The sequence below is a fragment of the Nitrosomonas sp. genome, assembly GCF_019752415.1.
Lineage (GTDB): Bacteria > Pseudomonadota > Gammaproteobacteria > Burkholderiales > Nitrosomonadaceae > Nitrosomonas.
On the sequence record NZ_JAIEME010000047.1, the window covers coordinates 14,074 to 34,689 of the forward strand.

Consider the following 20,616-nt stretch of genomic DNA (forward strand, 5'->3'; position numbering starts at 1 on the left):
GCCCCTTACCAATCTGCGTTGAGGTATTTCTTTAATTGCCCGGCATTCAACACCTCATAGGCCAGCATGCCCTTTTTTTGTAGTGGGGCAATGTTTTTGCCCACGCCATCGTCGAGCTTGGGATCGTAACCTTCGGCCAGCAGTTCATCGATTTTTTTCTTCAACGACTCGATTTCCTTGAGTTGATGAAAGATCAGGTCCTTCTCGTTTTCGGCCTGAGCGGTTTTTTCGTTGAGTAAGTCAGACTGACGATTTAGTAACGCTGCCTCACGTTTTTCAATATAAACCGACTTGAGGGTATACAGTTTGTCACGATTCCACTTATAGATAATCACAAAAGCATCAAAGCCCCGATTTTGCCCCGAAGTGATATGCCAGATAAAAGGCGTCATTGGGAGATGTCTAAAAGGATTTAATAAATTTGAAAACTCTGGAAAAAAGTTATTGTTCAGATACTCATTAAGCTCTTTTCCAAGAATGGTTGGAAAGGTGGAATACTGAGCCGATGAAAAGCCCTTTTCAATAAACTTTTTTTCTATACGGTCAAGGAGAATCTCTTCTCCAGCGTTGCGAACTAGCGGAACGACGCCGTCATTATCCTCATTCAATATCTCTCGAACGATATCTGCCAAGAACTCCAAAGCAATAGTCTTTGTCCGCTGAACAGGAAGAACTCCACTTTGCTTGAAGAGGTACCACACATTGATCGGATTGATTTGATTACGGATACAAAACTCTTCAAGGTCGTTGTTGCTTTGGTACAGATTCTCAAACTTTGCAAAAAGTTCTGAAATCTGTAGCGTATCCAGAGTAAATGCCGGTAGGGACTCTATGAACGCACGAATATTGTCTAACGGAAACTCTTTTGTCGCTTCGATATCGGCAAGGTAGGCGCTGCGAGCTTCTGAGAGAACTGGAAATCCGCCGATAGTTTTACCCTCTTTGGCAAGAACCATCTCTTTGTCTTCTGGGGTCAGTTCGTAGACTTCGAAGATTTTTTCGTTGATTATTGCTTCATTGAGAAGGACTTGAGTGAGAAGGTGGTTTTCATAGGATAGAAAGCACAAAAGACGAAAGTTTAAATGCATTTCCGGAAACATTAATAAAGGCGATTTAAACTGAAATGATTCAACTATTGAATAAAAACCCAACTTTTTATTTATTTCGACACACGCCTTAGATAATACTGTAACAGATGAAAGAATTTCAGATTCTGGCTTTGAATTCGGTATCCTTTTTAAGTCACCTGCTTGTTTGTTTACTGTTGGATTTAAACACCTGAATACATAGGAAGATACCTTTGAGTTAAGTAATCCCAGAAAAAAATATGCTTCAGTTTCTTTTTTTAGAAAAAGATTCATCGTTCCATTATCAACCAAAGTGTCAGAATACTTTATTCGAAATGAAACGCCTTTTGATGACTGTCGGCCACATGTAACAGCTAATAATTTTTGCCGATTTGTTTCTGTTGATGATAATTTATGTAAAATATTTTTTGGGACTGTTAACCACAGATTACCATACCATTTTTTGAATGCCCCTCCTTTTGAATAAAGCATATATGCATCCGATAGATTGTGCTCCCACCACAATCGCAAATACCTTTCATTCCCGCCAGGAATTTGCATGCCAACATTAATGTCTTTGTAATATTTAGAGAGTCCACCACCAGAAAACTTCTCTCGAAATATGTCACTTAACCAGTATATAAATGGATAAGAATTAATGACTTTTAGTTTATCTTGGTTAATAGTGAATATTCTTGGATTATTTGTTCCGCCAAGTAAATTATTAAAAACATCATTCAGAACGCCATACTTGTTTTTCTCTTGAATATTTTCAGTAATATTTAAAAATACACTTGGTTGATCTAATTTATTTTTCCTCAGAATGTAAAAAGTAGCATCAAGGCTTATGTCAGAGCGAAAGAGATTGATTCGATCTTGTCCATAGTCTACAAGCAGATCAATATGATAACTATTAATTATATATTCACGAACTCCTTCAAATGTCTTAATAAACATAAAAGTGTGAGGATGAATGGTTGCAAATAGGCCGTCATCCTTTGTCAATTCAAGACAGCGCTTAATAAAAGTTGCATACAAATTGGTATGAAATCCATGGGGTTTCTTATAATTTTCCTCAATAAATCCCTTCAATTCGGATCCAAAATCCCCTGAATCGGTATATGGTGGATTCGCCACCGCCACATCATATTTTTGAATCAGAATTTCAAGAAAAGTTATGGCATCATTGGATTTACTTTGGAGAAAAGCATTGCCACTCTTTTGGCTATAGACAGAAACCGCATTATGCAAATCACTGAAAAATTGATCTTTGAACTTTTCGATACTCAAGTATTCGCCGGTGGCAAAGATATCGCCTTGAGGCGCCTTCATCTTCTCGTAGATTTCGCCAAACTTGGCATTGAACCGTTCTTCCACTCGAATCAACGAACCAAACTGATAAGCCCCTTGAAGATCAGCCCAAATTTCCTTAATTAACTGCTTTTGAAGAGGATCTTTGGCCAAACTATCGGTAAACGATTCCGCGACGACATCAAAATCCGGCAAATAAAAATCCGATGACACCACATTGAATTTTTCAATGTGTACCCGGCTATTCTTACGCAGCGCCTTGATATAAAGCCCCAACTGGGCAATCTGAATAGCCCGATCATCCAAATCCACGCCATAAAGATTGTTCTCGATAATTAACTTGGGAATATCGTCTTCTTCGTAGTCTTCACCGTAGTTGTCAATCTGGTCCTGATAAAGCGCATAGAAAAAGTCGAAAGCATACAACAGAAAATTAGCCGAGCCGGTGGCCGGATCAATCAGGCGGATTTCGTGTAACGACTTGGGTGTGCGGACTCGGGAGGCAGGCGCGTTGGCAATTTTGTATCGCCGCTTGATTTCAGAGTCGGGATACATCTCCAGATAGAGCTTACCCAGCGAGTTGTTGACCAAAAACTCCACTACCCATCTTGGGGTGTAGATTTGCGAAGTTAGCGATACCTTATCGAATTCGATTTTGGCGCCGGAATCTTTGAATGCTTGCTTTTTGGACAGGTTATAGCTTTCATAAAGCCAACCCATAATGTCATCCGACTGCCAGATTTCCGCCCCCACGTCTTTATCTTCTTCGACGGCATTCACTGCACCGATAATGACATTCAGGTCGAGCACAAAGGGCAGCATGTCGTAAGTGCTTTCCTGAGAGTAAAGCCGGATTTCCCGCCCCAACGCATCAAAGGCATCGCGAATATACGGCAGCAATCCTTCGAGTTCATCAGCTGCCATTGCCGGATTTTCCTCCAGCCATGCCCGATGACCGAAAGAGCGTCCGCCATTTTCAACTCGTTTGGTAATCACTTCCGGAAACATCCGGTGGGACTCCATCACCTTGAGCGCGGCTAGCCGGTTGAAGAGCGTAAATGTGTATTCATCCAACGCCTTTTCATAGGCACCTTGATAGGAACCGGTTTCTTCAATGTGATTGGCTATAATGGCGTCCAGCTTATTGCGTGCAGCCATGGCTTCTGGATCGAGCGCCAGATCACGCTGGGTTTCTGCCGTAATGCCTAAGCGGGCAAATTGGTTAACAAATGCGCTATAGATCAGCTCGCGGATGGTTTTGACGTGTTCGGAAAGTTTCATGGGCTAGGTTGTTCTTTAGAAGTCAATTTCGATTTCGTCGGCGTCCTGCATACCAGCAACGTGCTGTAACTGGATCTGAAGCATTTTTTTAAACTCACCCACCGTGGTTTGGCGGGAAATTTTAAGCGACAATTTTTTTGGTAATTTTGGAGCAGGCGTTGGCGTTGATGTCGCTGTGCCTTCGGAGCCGGGAGTGGTCACAGGTGGCTCAGGAACCTGCGGCGCCTCTTTGACAATGCTCATACTCGCCACTTCTAATTCCGATAGTTTCTGCGGCGCGAGCGAGGTGTTATTGATCATCTCTGACAGCGAAAAATGGCAGTTTGCGCACTTAATGGTGTAATCAAGACTGACCGCATCGTTGATCCGTTTAACCGCATAGTCCGCAATGGCTTTAACCTGCGCTAGCAGTTGGCGATTGAGGGCTTCAGGAAACTTTTGGATTTCAGCTTGGGTGGTATTGGCGGCATTGCGCAGCTCACTATGCGCATCGCTCATCTTTTTATTCGCTGCCGAAATCAGTGCGTGATAGCCGTCCTTCAGCTTCTGCCCCTCGGCAAGCAACTCCTTATAGTTATCTACCACCGACTTGGCGTAGATGTCTAAAAACCGTGCAATCGAGCTTTCAAACTCAGGTGTGGATGCATTGGCTTTTTCGAGTTCGATCTTAAGCTCATCGACAAATAGTTTAATGCTACGAGCTCTTGGGAGATTGGTCTTGATGAATTTTTCGATTTTCTCAATCTTTTTGACCGTTGCCATAAACTCCGCCCGGTTCAATAGAAAACTCTCCGCGGTGTCCAAGAAGTTGCCTTCGGTCACTTTTCCGGAGAATTCGTGCAGTTTGCCGACCAGGTCAGTTTCATTGCCAAACAAGGACACAAAATCCACCTGTGTTTTGGTCATTGTGCGAACGGCGTTGATGTAATACTCGGACAAGCTACGAACCGCATCAATCAGTTGAAAATCATTGGTATTCCAATCGACTTTTTCTTGGGTGATGTCTTCAATCTTGAGGTCACGTAATACCTGAACGATGTCGTTTTTCTGAGCGGTCGTCAGCGACTTGGAGAGGGATTTGAACGAGGCTTTTTGGAAGTTTTTGCTGGATGAAAAAATGGCGGGAACCGCATCATCACGGTACGAGAACAAATCATCTTTGCCATTGAATTTTGCAGTTAGCCTACCCGCTCGAAAGAGGACCGCTACCAAGGTGGCTACGGTGCCATATTCGTATCCGGTGGGCGCTACTTTTAGTTCTAACTCTAGGTCTTTGCCGCTAAGGTATTGCTTTTTGATTTTGCTGGTGATGGCTTCGATGCACTGAAGTGCTTCTCCGACGAAATTCCCTTTGCTGTCAAAGAAAGCAAAGTCACTGCCATCATTGAAGCGGACCAATTTGTCATCCTGAACTTCTTTGATGATGGAAAGGGCTAGTGCCTCGGAAAGTTGTTTGGATGGGCGCTTGTTGAAGACATTGTCCAGCACCTTCTTCTGCAACGCATTCACTTCGGACTTGAAGTTGGTTTCGTTGAGCAGGACCGCATTGAAAAGATACACAGCCGTGCTGTTGGTATAAGCCTTGTTGATTAGGTTAAGCAGGTCTTTCTCTTTTTCATCTTTGATGATGAAAAACTCTCGGATGATCTGCCGGACATTGGTATCGCTGTCATTGCCGTATTTGTCGGCCATGTAAGAAAAACGCTGAATCTCTTCGATGAGGTGATTGATTTCGGCGTAGTCCGAGTTATCGGGAATCAGGGTGATTTTATTTTTGTTGTTTTGGGTTTGAAGCTTGGTCGTTTCAATGAAATCGATGCGATTGTCGGAGATGTTGTACAAACTGCAAACTTCTATACCAAGTTCTTTGTTCGAGGAACCTATAAGCTCATCGCCCAAATCTGAGGTGACCTGGAAATTGTAAGTAACGCTGTTATCGGTAATCCCGGCAATGGCTTTGATGAGGCTGTTTTTCTGTAAACGGTTTATCAACTCTCGCTTGCGGATGAAGTGCTCGACCGTAAAGTCGTTCATTTCATCCAGCAGTTTGGTTTCAAGATCGGAGGTAATCTTGAAATTGTTATTCGATTCCAGCAAAACCTTTGCCGATGTCAGTTTTTCGAGCGACTGATCAATCAGCGGTTTTGAGGTGAAATAGTCATCGACATCGGCAATATAAACTTTGGCGATATTCTCGGCAGTGGTACTAACTACTTCCGATGCCGAAAGAAAATGAATGGCTTTAAGTAGCCTAACGCCATCAATCGCTGTGTCTTGGAGAATCTGACGCGCTGAATCGTACTTGTTAATCAGGGTAGCCGGTGGCGCAGTTTGGGCTTCATCGCAGATATCAAAAGCCGTTGCGAAATTGAAGGTGTCCAGATCCCCAAGTTTATTCCGCAACACATCAAAGGTAGTGATTATCATGCCACGAGCAGCAACTTGCGTTGCCGTCAACGCATTCGAGGCAAATAGGAATTTTTGCAGGAGCTCAAACTGATATTTATGAAAAGGGTAATAGATGCTGAACAGCTCTTTGTTGTCCGACTTGGTTGGAAAGGACGATTTGAGATTGGTGTTTTCGGCAATTTTGCCGGCGTTGGCATCGAAAAATGCCGCCAGTTGCTTATTGCCTGTTTCGGTTTTTTGCAACAGCCGGTTGCGGATAATCACATCAACTTCTGTAGCTTCTAAGTGAATTTTGGTTTTGAAGCGGTCTGTTACCTTGGTTAGCTGGCTCTTGCTTATGTTGTTATTGTTGATAACGTCATCCAGTTTTTCTTGAGCGATGGCCACGGTCCAAACTTTGGAGGAAATACCAGAAAGCGACTCACTGAGTCCTTCGAGATCGAGCAAGTTGAATTTATGCTGACTGATGGCTTCGCTGGCTTCATCGAAAATAAAAACGATGGTCTCGTCTTTGTATTTTTCGAGATAGCGTTCCAGTTCATCCTTGAGTTTGGCCGCGCTGAAGTCACTGATGATTGAGTTCAGGTGGTTAATGGTTTGATCGTATTCAACTTCGGTGTATTTCCACGCTGTCATGACCTTGCGAATCGTTGCGGCAACTCGCATGGAGCTTCTGCGTAGCTCCAACCAATCTTCGCCGGTGACTTCCTTCACTTTTGCCATGAAGGCTGGATAGTCTCCATCCAAATAGAGTTGGTACTCTACATAACCGTAAACCGTATCCAGGAAACCGAGATTTTTCAGAAAATTGCGGAACAACGTAAAGGCCAGACCCTTTTCGGTGTTTTGCTTAGCAATGTCTAACGAGACAACGCGAGTATGACCAGTGGAGATTTTACGGAGGTCATTTTCAATCAGCGCCGCATCTTTGAGTCCTGCAAGACGAGGAATAAGCCGCTCGATGGCGGGGGTACCCATAATTTCTTTATTGGCGAGCAGATACCCTAACATCTTGCCAAAGTAGGACTTACCTGAGCCATAAAATCCGGAAACCCATACACCGGTTTCCTTAATATTTGAGTTAAAAATTGATGCAAAACTGGCTAGGTGCTTTCCAATGTTTTCCGTAACGATATAGTTGTCGATTTCGTAGCGGATTTCATCCTCGGCTTGGTCTTCAAGGTCGATAACATTCTTGATATCGACATCAAGGTTGAGTTCTAGCAGTTCTTTGATCTTCGGCATTCTATAATCCGTTACTTGACGAGGTTGCATCGATATTTGGATGCAGATTTATGGTTTAGGAACAGGAGCTCTTCATTTTTGTAGGTCGAAGGATAGCAAATGACTAACGGGATCCCCTGCGACATCACCGACTTGTGCTCCATGATATTGACGTTTTCAATACCGGTGCCCTCAAGGGCGCCAGTGTGGATCAGAAAGGTTGTCTTGCCGTCTTGGCTGGCCGTACAGATTTCATCGACAATCAGAGAGAACAAGCAATTAGAGTCTTCATTTGTAAATACGACAGAAGGCGTCATGATGTGGTCTTTGTAAAATTGTTTGAAATCCTCAATTCCGACCGAGTCGATAGTTCTGACGAATAGTTCGGCGACATCAATAAAATGCCCGTCTGGATAAAGTTCTTTCGCCTTGCTGATGTACTCTTCTTCCTCGGCAGGCGGGTAGACAAACAACACTGTATTACCACCATTGGCGGAGCGTTTAAGCTGCGTCCGGTTGTCTTCATGCAATGCTGCGCGAAGATCGTCGAACTTTTGTTTATGCTCAGTGAGAAATGGCATCGACCAACTCCTTGGGTGACAATTTCAATTCCACATTTAGGGTTTCGCCCGTTGACGTGAGATCTATAAATGGCATGTATTTTATATTTTTGAGTGCCTGTATTAACTCTGATTTCTCGAGAAAGAAAAATTCACGATATGGATTTTTTAAAATATCTCGAGTCGAGCTATCAACGCTCATGACGAGATACACAAAGAATAAAATCTCGTACTCAGTCAATCTGACATTGAGGATTTGCTTCTTGATCACGCCATTGACCATTTCCAGTTTTTTTAGAATAGTCAGATATTTAGAGGCTATTCTGTCTAGGGTTGAGTCTGAAAAGGACTTTAGTTTTGGCGATGCAGTTTGCAGATCTTTCAGATAAGCAAAGACCTCCTTTCCAATCAAGGTTGTTCGGCCTGAAAAGTAAGCCTTGGCATAAACGTTTTTTGAAATCGAAAGGAATAACTCGTTGCCAAAAAGTAACTGCCAAAAGATCACTTTTCGTTTAATCGTTTCTTGCCCAGGCGTATTAAAGAGATTTTCAATCAGAGCTTTGTGGGTTTCGTTGGCAAATACCAAAATACTTCCACTGACCGCAGTTAAAAATCTTGTGCGGGCGCTTTCAGTTCTGAAGTCAAAAGTATTATTGGTGACCACCAACTCCTTTAGATCAACCTGGTCTTTACCTTTGGCGAAGAGTTCTAATGAGGTCTGTATCAGACTGAAGTCAGGGATGCTGCCGATGATATTGATATCTGAATTGATATTTTCCATTTTTTCTTGCTGTTTCCCGGCATAATTTATGGGTATCGTGCGTCAATTAGTGTCGTTATCCACAAAATCTGCTTGGCACATTATAGTAGGCTAACAAACTGAGGCCACCATGCTTTAGGCTTTTACGCCGGTACTTCCCCAAATATTACTGTGAAATCCATCGTTGTAGCTGGACGTAGGTCATCTGCCCGCAAAGGGCGATAACCTTTTTTACATTTGCCCGCACACAATTTATTTCCGGCTGCTATGGCTTCTTCCAGGGTATCGAACCACTCCTTTCTGACGGTGCCGGGAGAACCTACCCTGCCCCACTCTTTAATCAGTGACCAATCGTCAAACAGGCCCGGTGTCACAAACATTTGATAAAAACGATGCATGTTGTCTTTGTCATCGTGCCGTTCCATATATAAATGATTCATCAGTTACTCCCCAGACGAGTGGACCGTATTGTCAGTTTGCGGTGATTTCATCGCCGCTTCCCGAATCCGCATAATGGTTTGCCGAGTGGTTTTGAATTCCCGAGCCAACTCCGAAACGTTGCTGCCAGCGGCCAAGCGTTTGACAACGTCAGCACGCGCTTCCGCATTAAGTGCCGGCGGCCGTCCGAACTGTTTACCCGCCGCCTTCGCGCGACTAATGCCCGCTTGGGTTCGCTCAATCAGCAAGTCACGCTCAAACTCGGCGACCGCAGCAATGACCTGCATGGTCATCTTGCCGGCAGAACTGGTGAGATCAACCCCGCCTAACGCCAGACAATGGACCCGCACGCCGGAATTAGAAAGATGCTCGACCGTGGCTCTGACATCCATGGCGTTGCGACCGAGCCGATCCAGTTTGGTCACAACCAACACATCACCCGCTTCCAGCCGCTCGATCAGTTTATTAAAGCCAGGTCGTTCTTTAGCAGCGACGGAACCACTGATGCTTTCTTCAATCAAACGATGCGGCTGAATGGTGAAACCCGCAGATTGAATTTCCAGACTTTGATTTTGGGTGGTCTGGTCAGTGGTCGACACTCGACAGTAAGCAAAGACGCGTGACATGCTCTAATTCCGTCCGAAAAGGATGTACGAATTATAACACATGTACGTAACTCAATAAGCCTACTGTGACTTTCCGAAGCCGTTGTCAGCAGTCATTAGCAAAGCTCGCGTATTACCTTGCTATCCACAAACTAAAATGTCATAGTCGATGACAGCAGCCATCTAACCCGATGTCAGTAAGCTGCAAATTGTTAAAGTCGACGTCAGCACGTCGCAAAGGGGGCACTATGACTGACCTTTCTCAGATTGCAGAATGCGAATGGAATGAAGCGTATCGCCGTGCTGTCGTCTTGCGTCCGTTGTTTGAAATCCAGTATTGTTCTCGCGAGAAAGCGCATGAAGCCGCCGTTGAATTGGGGTTATCCGAAAGGCAGGTGTACCGGCTAATTCAACGGTTACGCGAGTCCGGCGGCGAACTCACTGCGCTATTGCCGGGTGGCTCCAATGGTGGGCGAGGTAAACAGCGACTTGCCGCACCTCGCGAAAATTTGCTCCGTGGCCTGATAGCCGAAATTTTTCTTACGCGGCAAAAACGGTCAGCAGCCGAACTCGTGTTTGCAATCCGGAATCAATGCTTAAAAGCTGGATTAGCGCCGCCTTCTGAGAGTACTATCCGCCGCCGCTTGAAAACCTTATCTCCGGCTGAACACTGTCAACGCGGCGAGCCCCATCCTGAAATCAAGCCGATTTACGGCATCACGCCAACCTCTGATATTCCTCTTGACTGGCTACAAATAGACCATACGCCAGTCGATCTGATTATCGTCGATCCAGTGGATCGTTCACCGATTGGCCGACCATGGCTAACGGTGGCCATTGACGTTTTTAGTCGCTGCATTGCCGGGTTCCATCTATCGCTTGAGGCGCCCTCGGCCACCAGTGTTGGCCTTTGTCTGGCCCTGGTAGCCAGTGATAAGGCGCCGTGGTTACAACAGCGGGACATTGAAGCAAGCTGGCCCGTCAACGGTAAGCCGCGTCGTATCGGCGTCGATAACGCCTCAGAATTTCATTCGCTAGCATTTGAACGGGGCTGTGCTCAGCATGGCATTGCCATCGAATGGCGACCACCTGGCCTGCCTCATTACGGCGGAGTCGTCGAGCGCGTTATTGGCACGTTGATGCAGCTAGTTCATGCTTTGCCCGGTACAACCTTTTCAAATCCAACCCAACGCGGTGGCTATGATAGTGACAAGACGGCCTGTCTAACACTTGAGGAACTTGAACGCTGGTTTGCCGTCGCGATTACCAAGTATTACCACCTGCGGCCGCACGAAGGTATGGATGACGATATTCCCTTGCATCGCTACCAGCAAGGTCTCCAGTCGCTTATTGCCGCCAACAAAACGATACCAATACCACGTGACCCACGCACCTTCCTGATCGACTTCCTGCCAGTAGTGCGCCGCTCTTTACAACGGGACGGTATTACGATTGATCACATTACTTACTACAGCAATGCGCTACGTCCATGGATACAGTTGCGCAATCAGCCAACTCCTTTGCTGATTCGCCGCGATCCCCGCGATTTGTCACGAATTTTCGTGCTTGATGAAGAGCATAATGTCTACCTGGAAGTACCGTATCGCATGTTGTCTCGACCGGCTATCAGCCTATGGGAGCACAAACTAGCGCGAAAACGTCTGCGTGAACAGCGACGCACTGCGGTCGACGAAGCCAGTTTGTTCGCCGCCATTGATGAAATGCGTGAGATTGAGCGTAAGGCCGAGACGCTTACGCGCACAGCCCGCCGCAACCGGACGCGCCGCCAATTGGGTTCGAAGCTAGAGAGGGAGTCATCTCAAATTGAGAATACCACGTCGACAGTTGATATTGGTCCAGTACGCCCGTTTGATGACATCGAAGCATGGTAAGCCTTAGCCATTTAGGTCCAGAAGCGCGCTCACTGGCCATGTTACCCAGTGCAGAGCGTCTAGCTCGCCTTCGAATCGAGCGATGGATCGGCTACACCTGTGCCCACCAAGCATTGTTACAACTTGAAGCGTTACTTTCCGACGAGCCTGGCAAACTGCGTCCGAAAAACATCCTTATAGTAGGCCCAAGCAACAACGGCAAAACCATGATTGCCGAAAAGTTTCATCGCGCGCATCCCCAGCGGATGTCAGAGGACGGTGAACACGAGGTCATTCCGGTCCTCATGCTACAAATGCCAGCCGAGGCAACCGCTAACCGACTACACACCGCATTGCAGGCTACACTGGGTACGCCAGTTGGCTTTTATGGTCGGCACGACGTGCGTGAGGCCTTGACATTACGACTGATGCGAACCGTCGGCGTCCGCATGCTGATAATTGACGAGGTACACAATTTACTCGGCGCAACGGCTAGGCGGCAACGCGAACTGTTGAATCTGCTCCGTTTTATTGGCAACGATCTGCGCATTCCTATCGTTTGCCTGGGTATCCGTGACGCTTATCTTGCGATTCGTAGCGACGACCAGCTTGAAAATCGGTTTCATCCTCTGTTACTACCACTCTGGGAGGCTGGCGAGGAATTAGCACGTCTGCTGGCCAGCTTCGAAACTGTTTTGCCCTTGCGTGAACCCTCACATTTAGCAACTGCACCGCTGTGCGAGCTGATTTTGCGGCGATCTGAAGGTACTATTGGTGAAATTACCGCACTCTTGAACAGTGCCACGGTAGCTGCGCTATTGCAGGGAGAAGAACGCATTAATTGCGCCGTCATTGAGCGCGCTGATTATCATCCTCCTAGCGTGCGTCGGCGCATGGTTGAGCGGGAATTGCGTTGAGTGCAAAAGCGCTGGCCGTTGCATCCGAAACCTCATGATGCCGAAACGTTAGAACACTATGTCCGCCGACTGGCTGAGTGTTACGGTGTTCGTTATGAACTCTTTTGCCTTCGCGCTCTTGGTATCCCTGTCGCCGATAGCCGAGCGAGACAATTTCAGGCTCCCACACCGGAACTACTCCAGCGACTATCCAATGGCACGGGAATTTCTGTTGAACTGCTTGAGCAGATGACTTGGCGGCGTGTTTGGGATCGACTTATGGACAAAGTGCGTCAATATGTAGAAACTGCTGAAGGCAAAGCTGCGTTAGAACTTGTCGCGAACAGGCGTTTGGTAGGAAATCCACCGCATAAATGAATAATCAGCATCATTCAACAATATCCGTGAGGCTGGCATGGCTAAAGACGTTCAAATGTCCATCAAGATGGAGCACGAATTACGCGACCGTTTCATGGTCATTGCAGCGGTTCACCGATGCCCAACCGCTCAGATCGCAGTTTCGGCCACTTGTTGACGGTCGAAGTTTTTGAAATCCCTCAATTGACTGGCTGATTATCCCGTCACTGCTGCCCGTGTTATATCGGGATAGTTAGCGACCATTTTAATTAATCCTGAACTTTAGAGAAGTGGCTATCGCTTCTCGAGATCGTGTCTATGATGATTGGGTAACTTGTGGGATTGTTGAAAGGGTAACTATTGACGATGCCAAATTGCTTTGGCAGAAAACGCCAGAAGAAAGAAAAAACGAGATTCTCTGGGAAGTGCCCGACACCCTTCGTGAACAAGTTGCAGGTATTCAGGAACCAGATTTTGCTGACTTTTTAGCAAGCCACTACCAGCATCCCAATTCGAAAAATTGTTGAAACTCGGCTGTAACTGTTTTTCAAAGTAATCCGATAGTATTTTGGGCTTTGTGTCTAAGCTCCCCCGGCTTGTTAATGAGTGACACCAGTGATTAAAACAGAGGTGGTGCCGGAGCGTGGGAACGATGATTAATCTGGGTTCGCCCGGCTAAGCGGCGGCGGTTTGGTTTGCGCGCAAATTAACACAATTGCTTAGCCAAGACGCGGATAAGCTAATCGCTCCCGTCAAAACCCAACTTTTAACTTTTCCAGCAACTGGTTTACTTCCGGATTTGTCGCCGCCGAGTCCTGGTAAACCGCAAAAATCGTGCGCCGAATTTCCGGATCGGATAAATACCGGGTTTTGAGCTTATCGCCCCGCTTCGGCACACTGAATTCCGGCATCAACGCCACGCCTAACCCGGCCCGCACCATGCTCAATATCCATTCCTCGCTGTTGCTTCTATAAGCCGCATAGAGATTGATCTGCCGGCCCAGGCAAACGCCGCGCAAGGTTTCGCGTAATTCGCAGTTTAGGCGATCCAGATAAGGCTCGGATTGGATGGTCGCCAAATCGATGACCTCCAATTGATTGAAGCGATGCTTGTCGTTAAAAACCACTACATAACGCTCCTCGTACAGCTTTAAGGACTGTAAATGCGCCGGCAGCGGCGAGGTCGGCGCACTGACCATCAAATCCAGCCTTCCCTCATCCAATTGCTGCGCCAGATTACACTCGTTATCCACCACCAGTTCCAATTCCACATGCGGCCGTTCTTGCTGGAAGTCGGCAAAGAACGTGCTGAGATGTTGCGCGGCAATAGTAGCCATCACGCCTATGCGCAGCGGCACGGTGTTCAAGCGGCTGAAGCGGACAGCCTCGGCCTTGATGGTTTGCGCCTCGTGAAAAATCTGCCTCAGGGTCGGCTCCACCAAACGCCCCAGCGATGTCAAACGACAGCCGCTGCGTTCGCGGCTGAATAACTCCCCGCCCAGTTCGTCCTCCAGCTTTTTAATTGCTTGCGTCAACGACGGCTGCGCAACAAAAGCCGATTGCGCGGCCCGCGTAAACGATCCCTTATCGCATACCGCCAGAAAATAGCGTATTTGTTGCATTTCCATATCTACCCCAATTGAATAGGAAAAACCTATTGTTTCATAGAAAACCGGTATTTTACTAATTGGAAAAATAGGCGTTTCATAGCATCTACTTTTTACAAAAACATTCGAGAAACCTATGAAAGCAGCAAAATTAATTGTGATGTACCCAGTACCGACCGATCTGGAAACCTTCGAACGCCGCTATGCCGACGAACACGTGCCGATGGCCGTGGAAAAGTTGGCTGGGAAGACCCGCTTCGTCGCCTCTCTGATCAAATCCAATGCCGACCAAAGCGCCGCGCAGTTTCATCGTATCGCCGAAGTGTACTTCCCATCGATTGGCGATTTACAAGCCTGCCTAAGTTCGCCCGGCGGCCAGGAAACGGCGGCGCATGCGGTGGATATTTCCAGCGGCGGCGCGCCGACGTTTTTGATTTCCGAAGTGGAAACCTTCGATTTCTAATTGCGTTGATCAGCTTAAGTTAAATGCTTTGCTGGAGGAAACCGATGAACACCGGACATAACCGTTATAAAAGCCAGGGCGCAAAGATAGCCTTGATCTTGGCGCTAACGTGCCTACCCTTGGGCAATATCCACGCTCATCGCGGCGCGGCCGAAGTGGTCGACAACTGCAATGCGCGAGTGGGCTTTGAACGCGTGCATCTTACGGCGTATACCCCGACATTGTCCGGCAACCTGGAATACTGCAACATCATTCCAGGCGTCGGCCCCACCAAGTTAGTGTTCGATTACGAGGGCAAAAGCCTGCGCCATGTCAGCGTCGAATTCGAGATCACCAAAGAGCCGGATGGTACTCGGGTGTTTTATCGAGAACCACAAAAAGTCAAAACCGGCACGGCGAACCTCTCGGTGGACTTTAGCCGTTATGGCGCCGGCAATTACTTGGCGCATATTGCTATCGTTGATAAGGATAAGCGCCTGGATACCCATATTCCGTTCTCCGTCGGGCTGGAGTCGGTGCCGGGTAAAAACTATACGCCGCTGCTGATAACGATAGCCAGCCTGTCTTTGCTGGCTTACGGCTTGTTCCGGGCCGCGTTAAAGCATACGCCCGAGCAAAATCCGGAAGCCTAAACCCAGCGCCGAACCCATCAAGGGAGCCATCAAAATGAATATTGCACAGTTAAAGTCCTATCTTCTTGAAAGCAATCGTTGGCAAAAAGTCTTGTTCGGATTGCCGGTAATAGCGCTGGCCGGCATGCTTTGGCTGGATCATAGCGGCGTTCCGGTGGAACTAGGGCAAACCGTTTACCGACCGGATATGCCGCGCGGCACTTGCCAGCCTGACCTATTGAGTGGCGATACCGGAGAAACGTACGGAGAAGAAACCGAAAACGGCATAAATTACAACGTCCGCACCCCTAAGAATTATGATGCATCGATAGCCCATCCTTTATTACTGGTATTTTCACCGGCGGGTGCGAATCGCGCCAAAACGGAGAAGATGACAGGATTCACCTTACCCGCAACCCGCTCCGGTTTTATCGTTGCTTATGCCGATCATCCCGAGCTTTCGCCGAGCACCACCGTGGAACTGGGTACGATCCCCCATGCGATGGCTAAAAAATGGTGTATCGATGAAAAACAGGTCTATGTAACCGGTCATTCCGATGGCGGCACCTCGGCAATGGCTTTAGCTTTTATGACCGGCACCCGGCACATTCCTACAGCAATCGCCCCCAGTGCCGCCGGCGTAACCTATGAGGACTTACGCGACCGCAAATGCCCGGAACCCTTGCCGGTTATGATTATACACAGCAGCAAGGACCGGCTGTTTCCGGGTTACGGACAGCAAACAGCCGGCTGGTGGGCGGCCTGTAACAAATGCGAGCCGATTCCCGATACGATCGGCAACGGTTGCGTGGCTTATTCCGGTTGCGCCAATGGCGTAAAAACCGTGTATTGCGAAGGCGACAAACCGCATGCGCAATGGCCGGAACAGCGTAGCGATGCCATCATCGATTTTTTCTTGCATCACCATACCAATATGTAACCGGCGGCTGCGAGACAATGAACACTATCAATTCTGATGGCTTACTGTATCAAAAAATCAGCTGTTGCGGGCCAATCCCCCAGACCTCGTTGACCGGTACGATACGCATTAGCTTTTCCCTGCGCAACTGGTCCGATACATCCAATACGCCGTGAGTTTTGGGCCATTTCTTGGCGGCGAAGTTAGCCAGTTTGGCCAAGGTCTTGGTCGGCCCCATGCCGACACAGACTGGAATGCCGGTCGCGCGGAACACCGCTTGCTTGATGCGCTGTCCGTAAGCAATCGGGTCGGATTGACACGGATAGACGCCGGTCAAATCAAGAAACGCTTCGTCAATTGAATAGATTTCCATGCAGGGGGTAAAGGTCCCCAGGGTCGCCATGACCCTGGTTGACATGTCCGCATTTATGTGAAATTAAAAAGCAAGCTATTTTTGAAAACAAACAGTTATCATTTTGACGAACGTCAAAAATTGGTTAAAATTTTAATAAAACCGACTTTTCAACAGAATCGGCCATTATGCCGCCAGACGAATCAAAAGCGCCAATGGCAAATGTCCAGCCAAAAGCAGCTGTAGGGGGGTGAATTTACGAGTCGCGCCAATCGCTAAAGTGCGGTGCATGCTGTTAACCGCCTACGGGCTAGAGACATTCACAAAGGGCTACGGGCAACTATTTTGTCACCTTCAACTTTGAGAAGGAATTTTGTTGCGCCGTGTTTATCCTGTACCAACGATTCTACAGAACGGATATTCGCGTCAATTTCACTTCTAGTATATGTAATTTCTTCTATCAATTTGTCTTGCCACTTTAATAAATCCAGTTTTCGTTCATTAAGCGTTTGCGCAGTATTGGTAATTGCTGAAAGGCTGCGGATTTTTTTATCCATTTCAGCAATGGTCTGCTTCACCAATTCGCCATCAACATTTAGCACTGCAAGTGATTCATCAATATTCTGTTTACGGCTTTTTGCAATTTCTTCAGTTCTAGGAAATGCAAGCAAAAGCTGCCAACCACATGCGCGTGCTCGAATGCAAAGGAACAGTTGCTGATATAGGTTGAAAAGTTCATTCTGATGCTTCTTTATCAACGCCTTCATCCCTTCCGTACCAAATATATGACCATCTTTTAGATTTTCGATTTCATGATTTTGATTTTTAATATCCTTCAACAAATGATTTCTAATAGAAAGCAACTCACCTTCATATTTTTCAATTTGGTGTTCATAAGAATCTCTTAACTCACCAGCCAAAATTGAAGGGGCTATTTGTTTGAAATAATCGACCGCTCCTGTTATATCTGTTTCTCGTTTATCTTTCTGATGCTTATGAATATCATCAACTGTTTTTTTAATTTCAGTCAATTTTTGGCTTATATCTGCCAAATGTTTTTGAGCGACAATTACAGATGCAACCTGAAATAATGCGCCCGCATTAACAATTTTCTCGAGGTTCTCTGGAGAGAGTAGTTTCGCCTGCTCTGTAATACGACCGTTAGAACCTATAACATAGCCTCTTAATTCATCGGTGCTATTTTTTACTGGTGTCAAAGAGTCCAGCCGAATATTCACCTCTACATATTGCGTCGTAGCAATATGCATCTTGGTGACCATGCTGGGAACTGCTTGCAATAGTGGATTAAAACTGCTAATTCCTGTGCCGTCAGATTCTGAAACAGGTTGCCAATTTACGGGAGAGTGTTTTGAAATTTTAGCCAAGGCAAATGTCAGAACAGGTTTATCAGCATCTTCCCCGATAATAAGCGGTGAATCACGATTTACGACTAATTGACTATTGGTTGACGCACTGACATTAGCGATTTGTAACGTTTTCTTCCTGTGGTTTTCGATGTAGTTGAGCACTTTCCACCGAAGATATGCAATGTGTAAAACACAGGGAATAGTCACTTCAAATGCCGGGTCAGCAACACCTTTAGCAATTAAGCCTACGCCAACTGGTACAGCGATTGTTCTAATAGCAGTTGCAAAAATTGTTGCAGTTCCTACACCAGTTGTAACTATGCCGCCCGTAGTTGCGTATGTATCCCTAGCCTTCTTTACAGCGGCTTGTTGATTAACCGGACTAAGAGCTTCCCAACCATAAGGAAGGCAAATTCTTAATAAATTTGATTCATTATCAAGAATTCTTCCTTTAGTTGATGGAATGCCTATCTTCTGACAAACATCAAATAAAACCTCATCATAATCAGGCCCCACCCCTCCGCGAGCTATATTGCTTACCGAATTTCCGCCATAAAGTCGAATTTCGCTCGCGATTAATTTGGTATATTTTGTGTGATCTGGACTATGCCTTTTGTAGATATCATCAGTTACAAGATAATTCGAAAGCTTATCGGTTATATAGCTAACCAGAGGAGCCAAATCCTCGTTACTGCAACTTGCTAGTAAGCTATATAAGTCGCCTGATTTGATTTTTGAAAACACGTCATTCATTGAATTTTTCTTATCCCATTTAAACCAGAAGTCGATAGCCTGCTTTGATTAGCGATAGCGTATCCGGAGGAATTGTTGGCTTCGAAATGTGCTGTTACGCAAGCTAATCTACATTTTGAAGGGCAGCTTATTTGCCTTTTCCTGTCACCGCAAATTAAATCTTATCTGACAGCTCATAGGGGTCGATCGCGACATTTCGCCACTTTCAAAAGCTATCATTCACTACTGACGTAATCGTCTCGGAATCGGTGGCTGGATTGGGGTGGAATATGCAGGGCGCCCCAGAATTCGGAAAAAATCGTCCGCCAAGGGGATGAGGTGTCCGGTTGTGCGAATAGACGTTGAGCCGGAATCGGCAAGAAATGCACGAACCCAGCTAACTCTGACGCTATTTCTCCGTTCGTACAGACACCAAGTCGATGTGTGCTCCAATCTGACACCCTCTGATTGGCGTTAGACACAGTTCGTCGAATTTGCGCATGGTACGCTTATCCATGACGCCAGCCTCATGCAAGCCTTCGGCGGTTTCATGTACGGAGACCATCAAACGGCTACGGTATTCTTTTTTCATTGCAGATCACCTCTATCAATATCTGGTTTGTCAATGCGCAGTCCAGTGCCGCTTCGTCATACTTCTGCATTGCCAGTCGCCAATTTCCGCAAAGCAACCCTTGCCTTGCAGGGGCATGAAAGCAGACCACTTGAACAGGATTATAATTTAGTGACTGCCCTTATGCTCTGCCCATATGCGCTTGACCTGGCTTTGGCTACATCCAGCCAGCTCAGCGGTCCGTTTGATAGTATGTCCTGCTCCACGCAGCGCAACGATACGCTGATGTGTCGTGGTATCAGGGATGCGACCCGCATACTTACCGGCGATCTTGGCAAGCTGAACACCTTGGCGCTGTCGCTCTCGGCGAGTCTCATAGTCATCACGTGTCATTTGCAGGGCAAGTTTAAGTAATAATTCCTGCACCGACTCCAAAACGATCTTGGCCACACCGTCGGCCTCAGCCGCAAAATCGGATAAATCGACTAGGCCCGGCACAGCCAGTCTTGCTCCCTTGGCCCGGATTGATCCAACCAGTTGCTCGGCTTCGGCCAAGGGAAGCCGACTGATGCGGTCAATTTTCTCAGCTACGACGACTTCGCCTGATTGTAGGTCTGCAATCATTCGTAGTAGCTCGGGCCGATCAGCACAGGCACCCGAAGCCTTTTCACGGTAGATGCCGGCGATGTAATACCCTTCTGCCCGAGCACTGTGGACGATTTCGGTTTGACGGGTAAGGTCTTGTTCTTCGGTACTGACGCGAAGGTAGATACGAGCAACTTTCATGGTTGGATGGCCAAAATGGGTATACTTAATTTAGCCCAGTATAAATCATATGGCCAATAATTAGAACCGCAATGTAATTTGGCCATCACCTACTTGGCTATCTATTTTGGCTACTACCGCTGTCAGAAGACGACTGCAAGAATATCAGAAGCCAACTTCATTACTTAAGATACCTTTCAATATAGGTGGGTTGGCTAGAAATCTTTCGGGGAGAGACTGCGAACACAGGGTTCGACCTTAAAACAAAAATAACTAAAAAATAAGCCGGCATGTCGCAACTGACAGAATTACTTATTGTTGATTAATCTGCTGACATCAACTTTGACCATCCGCTGACTGCAGCTTTGAAAAGTGACACCTACTTTAGTACATAGCTTTTAAAGACTGTCCGAAACCGGTCGATTTCGGGCATCAATGTCAGAAGACGAC

The 20,616-nt window shown here is 46.7% G+C and carries 18 protein-coding genes; 7 read left to right on the forward strand and 11 right to left on the reverse strand.

Annotation, left to right across the window (positions count from 1 at the left end; translation table 11 throughout):
* Nucleotides 1–5: 5 nt before the first annotated feature.
* The 6 genes from K2P83_RS08670 to K2P83_RS08695 all read right to left on the reverse strand — a co-directional run bounded on the left by K2P83_RS08670 (nucleotide 6) and on the right by K2P83_RS08695 (nucleotide 9,676).
* Nucleotides 6–3,659, reverse strand: coding sequence for an N-6 DNA methylase (locus K2P83_RS08670; RefSeq protein WP_292928286.1), 3,654 nt, complete (start codon nucleotides 3,657–3,659; stop codon nucleotides 6–8).
* A 15-nt stretch (nucleotides 3,660–3,674) separates the two neighbouring features.
* Nucleotides 3,675–7,313 (reverse strand): BREX system P-loop protein BrxC, encoded by a 3,639-nt coding sequence (brxC, locus tag K2P83_RS08675; RefSeq protein ID WP_292928288.1) that lies wholly within the window; start codon nucleotides 7,311–7,313, stop codon nucleotides 3,675–3,677.
* 11 nt (nucleotides 7,314–7,324) lie between these two features.
* The gene (locus K2P83_RS08680; RefSeq protein ID WP_292928290.1) at nucleotides 7,325–7,873 is read right to left on the reverse strand and encodes a hypothetical protein; all 549 of its coding nucleotides are present in this window, start codon (nucleotides 7,871–7,873) and stop codon (nucleotides 7,325–7,327) included.
* Nucleotides 7,857–8,633: a BrxA family protein gene (locus K2P83_RS08685; RefSeq protein ID WP_292928292.1), complete on the reverse strand. Its 777-nt coding sequence runs from the start codon at nucleotides 8,631–8,633 to the stop codon at nucleotides 7,857–7,859. The genes K2P83_RS08680 and K2P83_RS08685 overlap by 17 nt, the downstream gene beginning before the upstream one ends.
* A gap of 122 nt (nucleotides 8,634–8,755) precedes the next feature.
* On the reverse strand, nucleotides 8,756–9,052 hold the full coding sequence (locus K2P83_RS08690) for a WGR domain-containing protein (protein WP_292928294.1): 297 nt from the start codon (nucleotides 9,050–9,052) through the stop codon (nucleotides 8,756–8,758).
* 3 nt (nucleotides 9,053–9,055) lie between these two features.
* Entirely contained in the window at nucleotides 9,056–9,676 is a 621-nt protein-coding gene (locus tag K2P83_RS08695; RefSeq protein ID WP_292928296.1) for a recombinase family protein, read from the reverse strand.
* A gap of 227 nt (nucleotides 9,677–9,903) precedes the next feature.
* Between K2P83_RS08695 and K2P83_RS08700 the strand changes: the two genes are divergently transcribed.
* From K2P83_RS08700 to K2P83_RS08715, 4 genes are all read left to right on the forward strand, one after another.
* A complete protein-coding gene (locus K2P83_RS08700) occupies nucleotides 9,904–11,547 on the forward strand; it encodes a Mu transposase C-terminal domain-containing protein (RefSeq protein ID WP_020485769.1) in 1,644 nt (547 codons plus the stop codon).
* Complete coding sequence (locus K2P83_RS08705; RefSeq protein WP_026147273.1) at nucleotides 11,541–12,443, forward strand: TniB family NTP-binding protein; 903 nt, start codon at nucleotides 11,541–11,543, stop codon at nucleotides 12,441–12,443. The genes K2P83_RS08700 and K2P83_RS08705 overlap by 7 nt, the downstream gene beginning before the upstream one ends.
* The gene (locus tag K2P83_RS08710) at nucleotides 12,444–12,800 is read left to right on the forward strand and encodes a TniQ family protein (RefSeq protein ID WP_020485767.1); all 357 of its coding nucleotides are present in this window, start codon (nucleotides 12,444–12,446) and stop codon (nucleotides 12,798–12,800) included.
* Between the two features lie 269 nt (nucleotides 12,801–13,069).
* A complete protein-coding gene (locus K2P83_RS08715; protein ID WP_152429037.1) occupies nucleotides 13,070–13,306 on the forward strand; it encodes a hypothetical protein in 237 nt (78 codons plus the stop codon).
* 225 nt (nucleotides 13,307–13,531) lie between these two features.
* Here the strand turns inward: K2P83_RS08715 and K2P83_RS08720 are convergent, their stop codons facing one another.
* Complete coding sequence (locus tag K2P83_RS08720; protein WP_020485766.1) at nucleotides 13,532–14,407, reverse strand: LysR family transcriptional regulator; 876 nt, start codon at nucleotides 14,405–14,407, stop codon at nucleotides 13,532–13,534.
* Nucleotides 14,408–14,522: 115 nt separating this feature from the next.
* On the opposite strand from K2P83_RS08720, the gene K2P83_RS08725 reads away from it, so the two are divergent.
* The 3 genes from K2P83_RS08725 to K2P83_RS08735 are packed head-to-tail and all read left to right on the forward strand — an operon-like array spanning nucleotide 14,523 to nucleotide 16,400.
* Nucleotides 14,523–14,849, forward strand: a complete 327-nt coding sequence (locus K2P83_RS08725) for an EthD family reductase (protein ID WP_020485765.1) — start codon at nucleotides 14,523–14,525, stop codon at nucleotides 14,847–14,849.
* A gap of 44 nt (nucleotides 14,850–14,893) precedes the next feature.
* The gene (locus K2P83_RS08730; RefSeq protein ID WP_020485764.1) at nucleotides 14,894–15,481 is read left to right on the forward strand and encodes a hypothetical protein; all 588 of its coding nucleotides are present in this window, start codon (nucleotides 14,894–14,896) and stop codon (nucleotides 15,479–15,481) included.
* 34 nt (nucleotides 15,482–15,515) lie between these two features.
* Nucleotides 15,516–16,400 carry a hypothetical protein gene (locus tag K2P83_RS08735; protein ID WP_020485763.1) on the forward strand — a complete coding sequence of 295 codons (885 nt, stop codon included), beginning with the start codon at nucleotides 15,516–15,518 and terminating at the stop codon, nucleotides 16,398–16,400.
* Between the two features lie 49 nt (nucleotides 16,401–16,449).
* Here the strand turns inward: K2P83_RS08735 and K2P83_RS08740 are convergent, their stop codons facing one another.
* The 4 genes from K2P83_RS08740 to K2P83_RS08755 all read right to left on the reverse strand — a co-directional run bounded on the left by K2P83_RS08740 (nucleotide 16,450) and on the right by K2P83_RS08755 (nucleotide 20,187).
* Nucleotides 16,450–16,797, reverse strand: coding sequence for an Error-prone, lesion bypass DNA polymerase V (UmuC) (locus K2P83_RS08740; protein WP_081608005.1), 348 nt, complete (start codon nucleotides 16,795–16,797; stop codon nucleotides 16,450–16,452).
* Nucleotides 16,798–17,051: 254 nt separating this feature from the next.
* Nucleotides 17,052–18,851: a hypothetical protein gene (locus tag K2P83_RS08745; RefSeq protein ID WP_020485760.1), complete on the reverse strand. Its 1,800-nt coding sequence runs from the start codon at nucleotides 18,849–18,851 to the stop codon at nucleotides 17,052–17,054.
* A 388-nt stretch (nucleotides 18,852–19,239) separates the two neighbouring features.
* On the reverse strand, nucleotides 19,240–19,395 hold the full coding sequence (locus K2P83_RS08750; RefSeq protein ID WP_292928319.1) for a hypothetical protein: 156 nt from the start codon (nucleotides 19,393–19,395) through the stop codon (nucleotides 19,240–19,242).
* A 174-nt stretch (nucleotides 19,396–19,569) separates the two neighbouring features.
* Complete coding sequence (locus tag K2P83_RS08755; protein ID WP_292928321.1) at nucleotides 19,570–20,187, reverse strand: recombinase family protein; 618 nt, start codon at nucleotides 20,185–20,187, stop codon at nucleotides 19,570–19,572.
* Nucleotides 20,188–20,616: the final 429 nt, after the last annotated feature.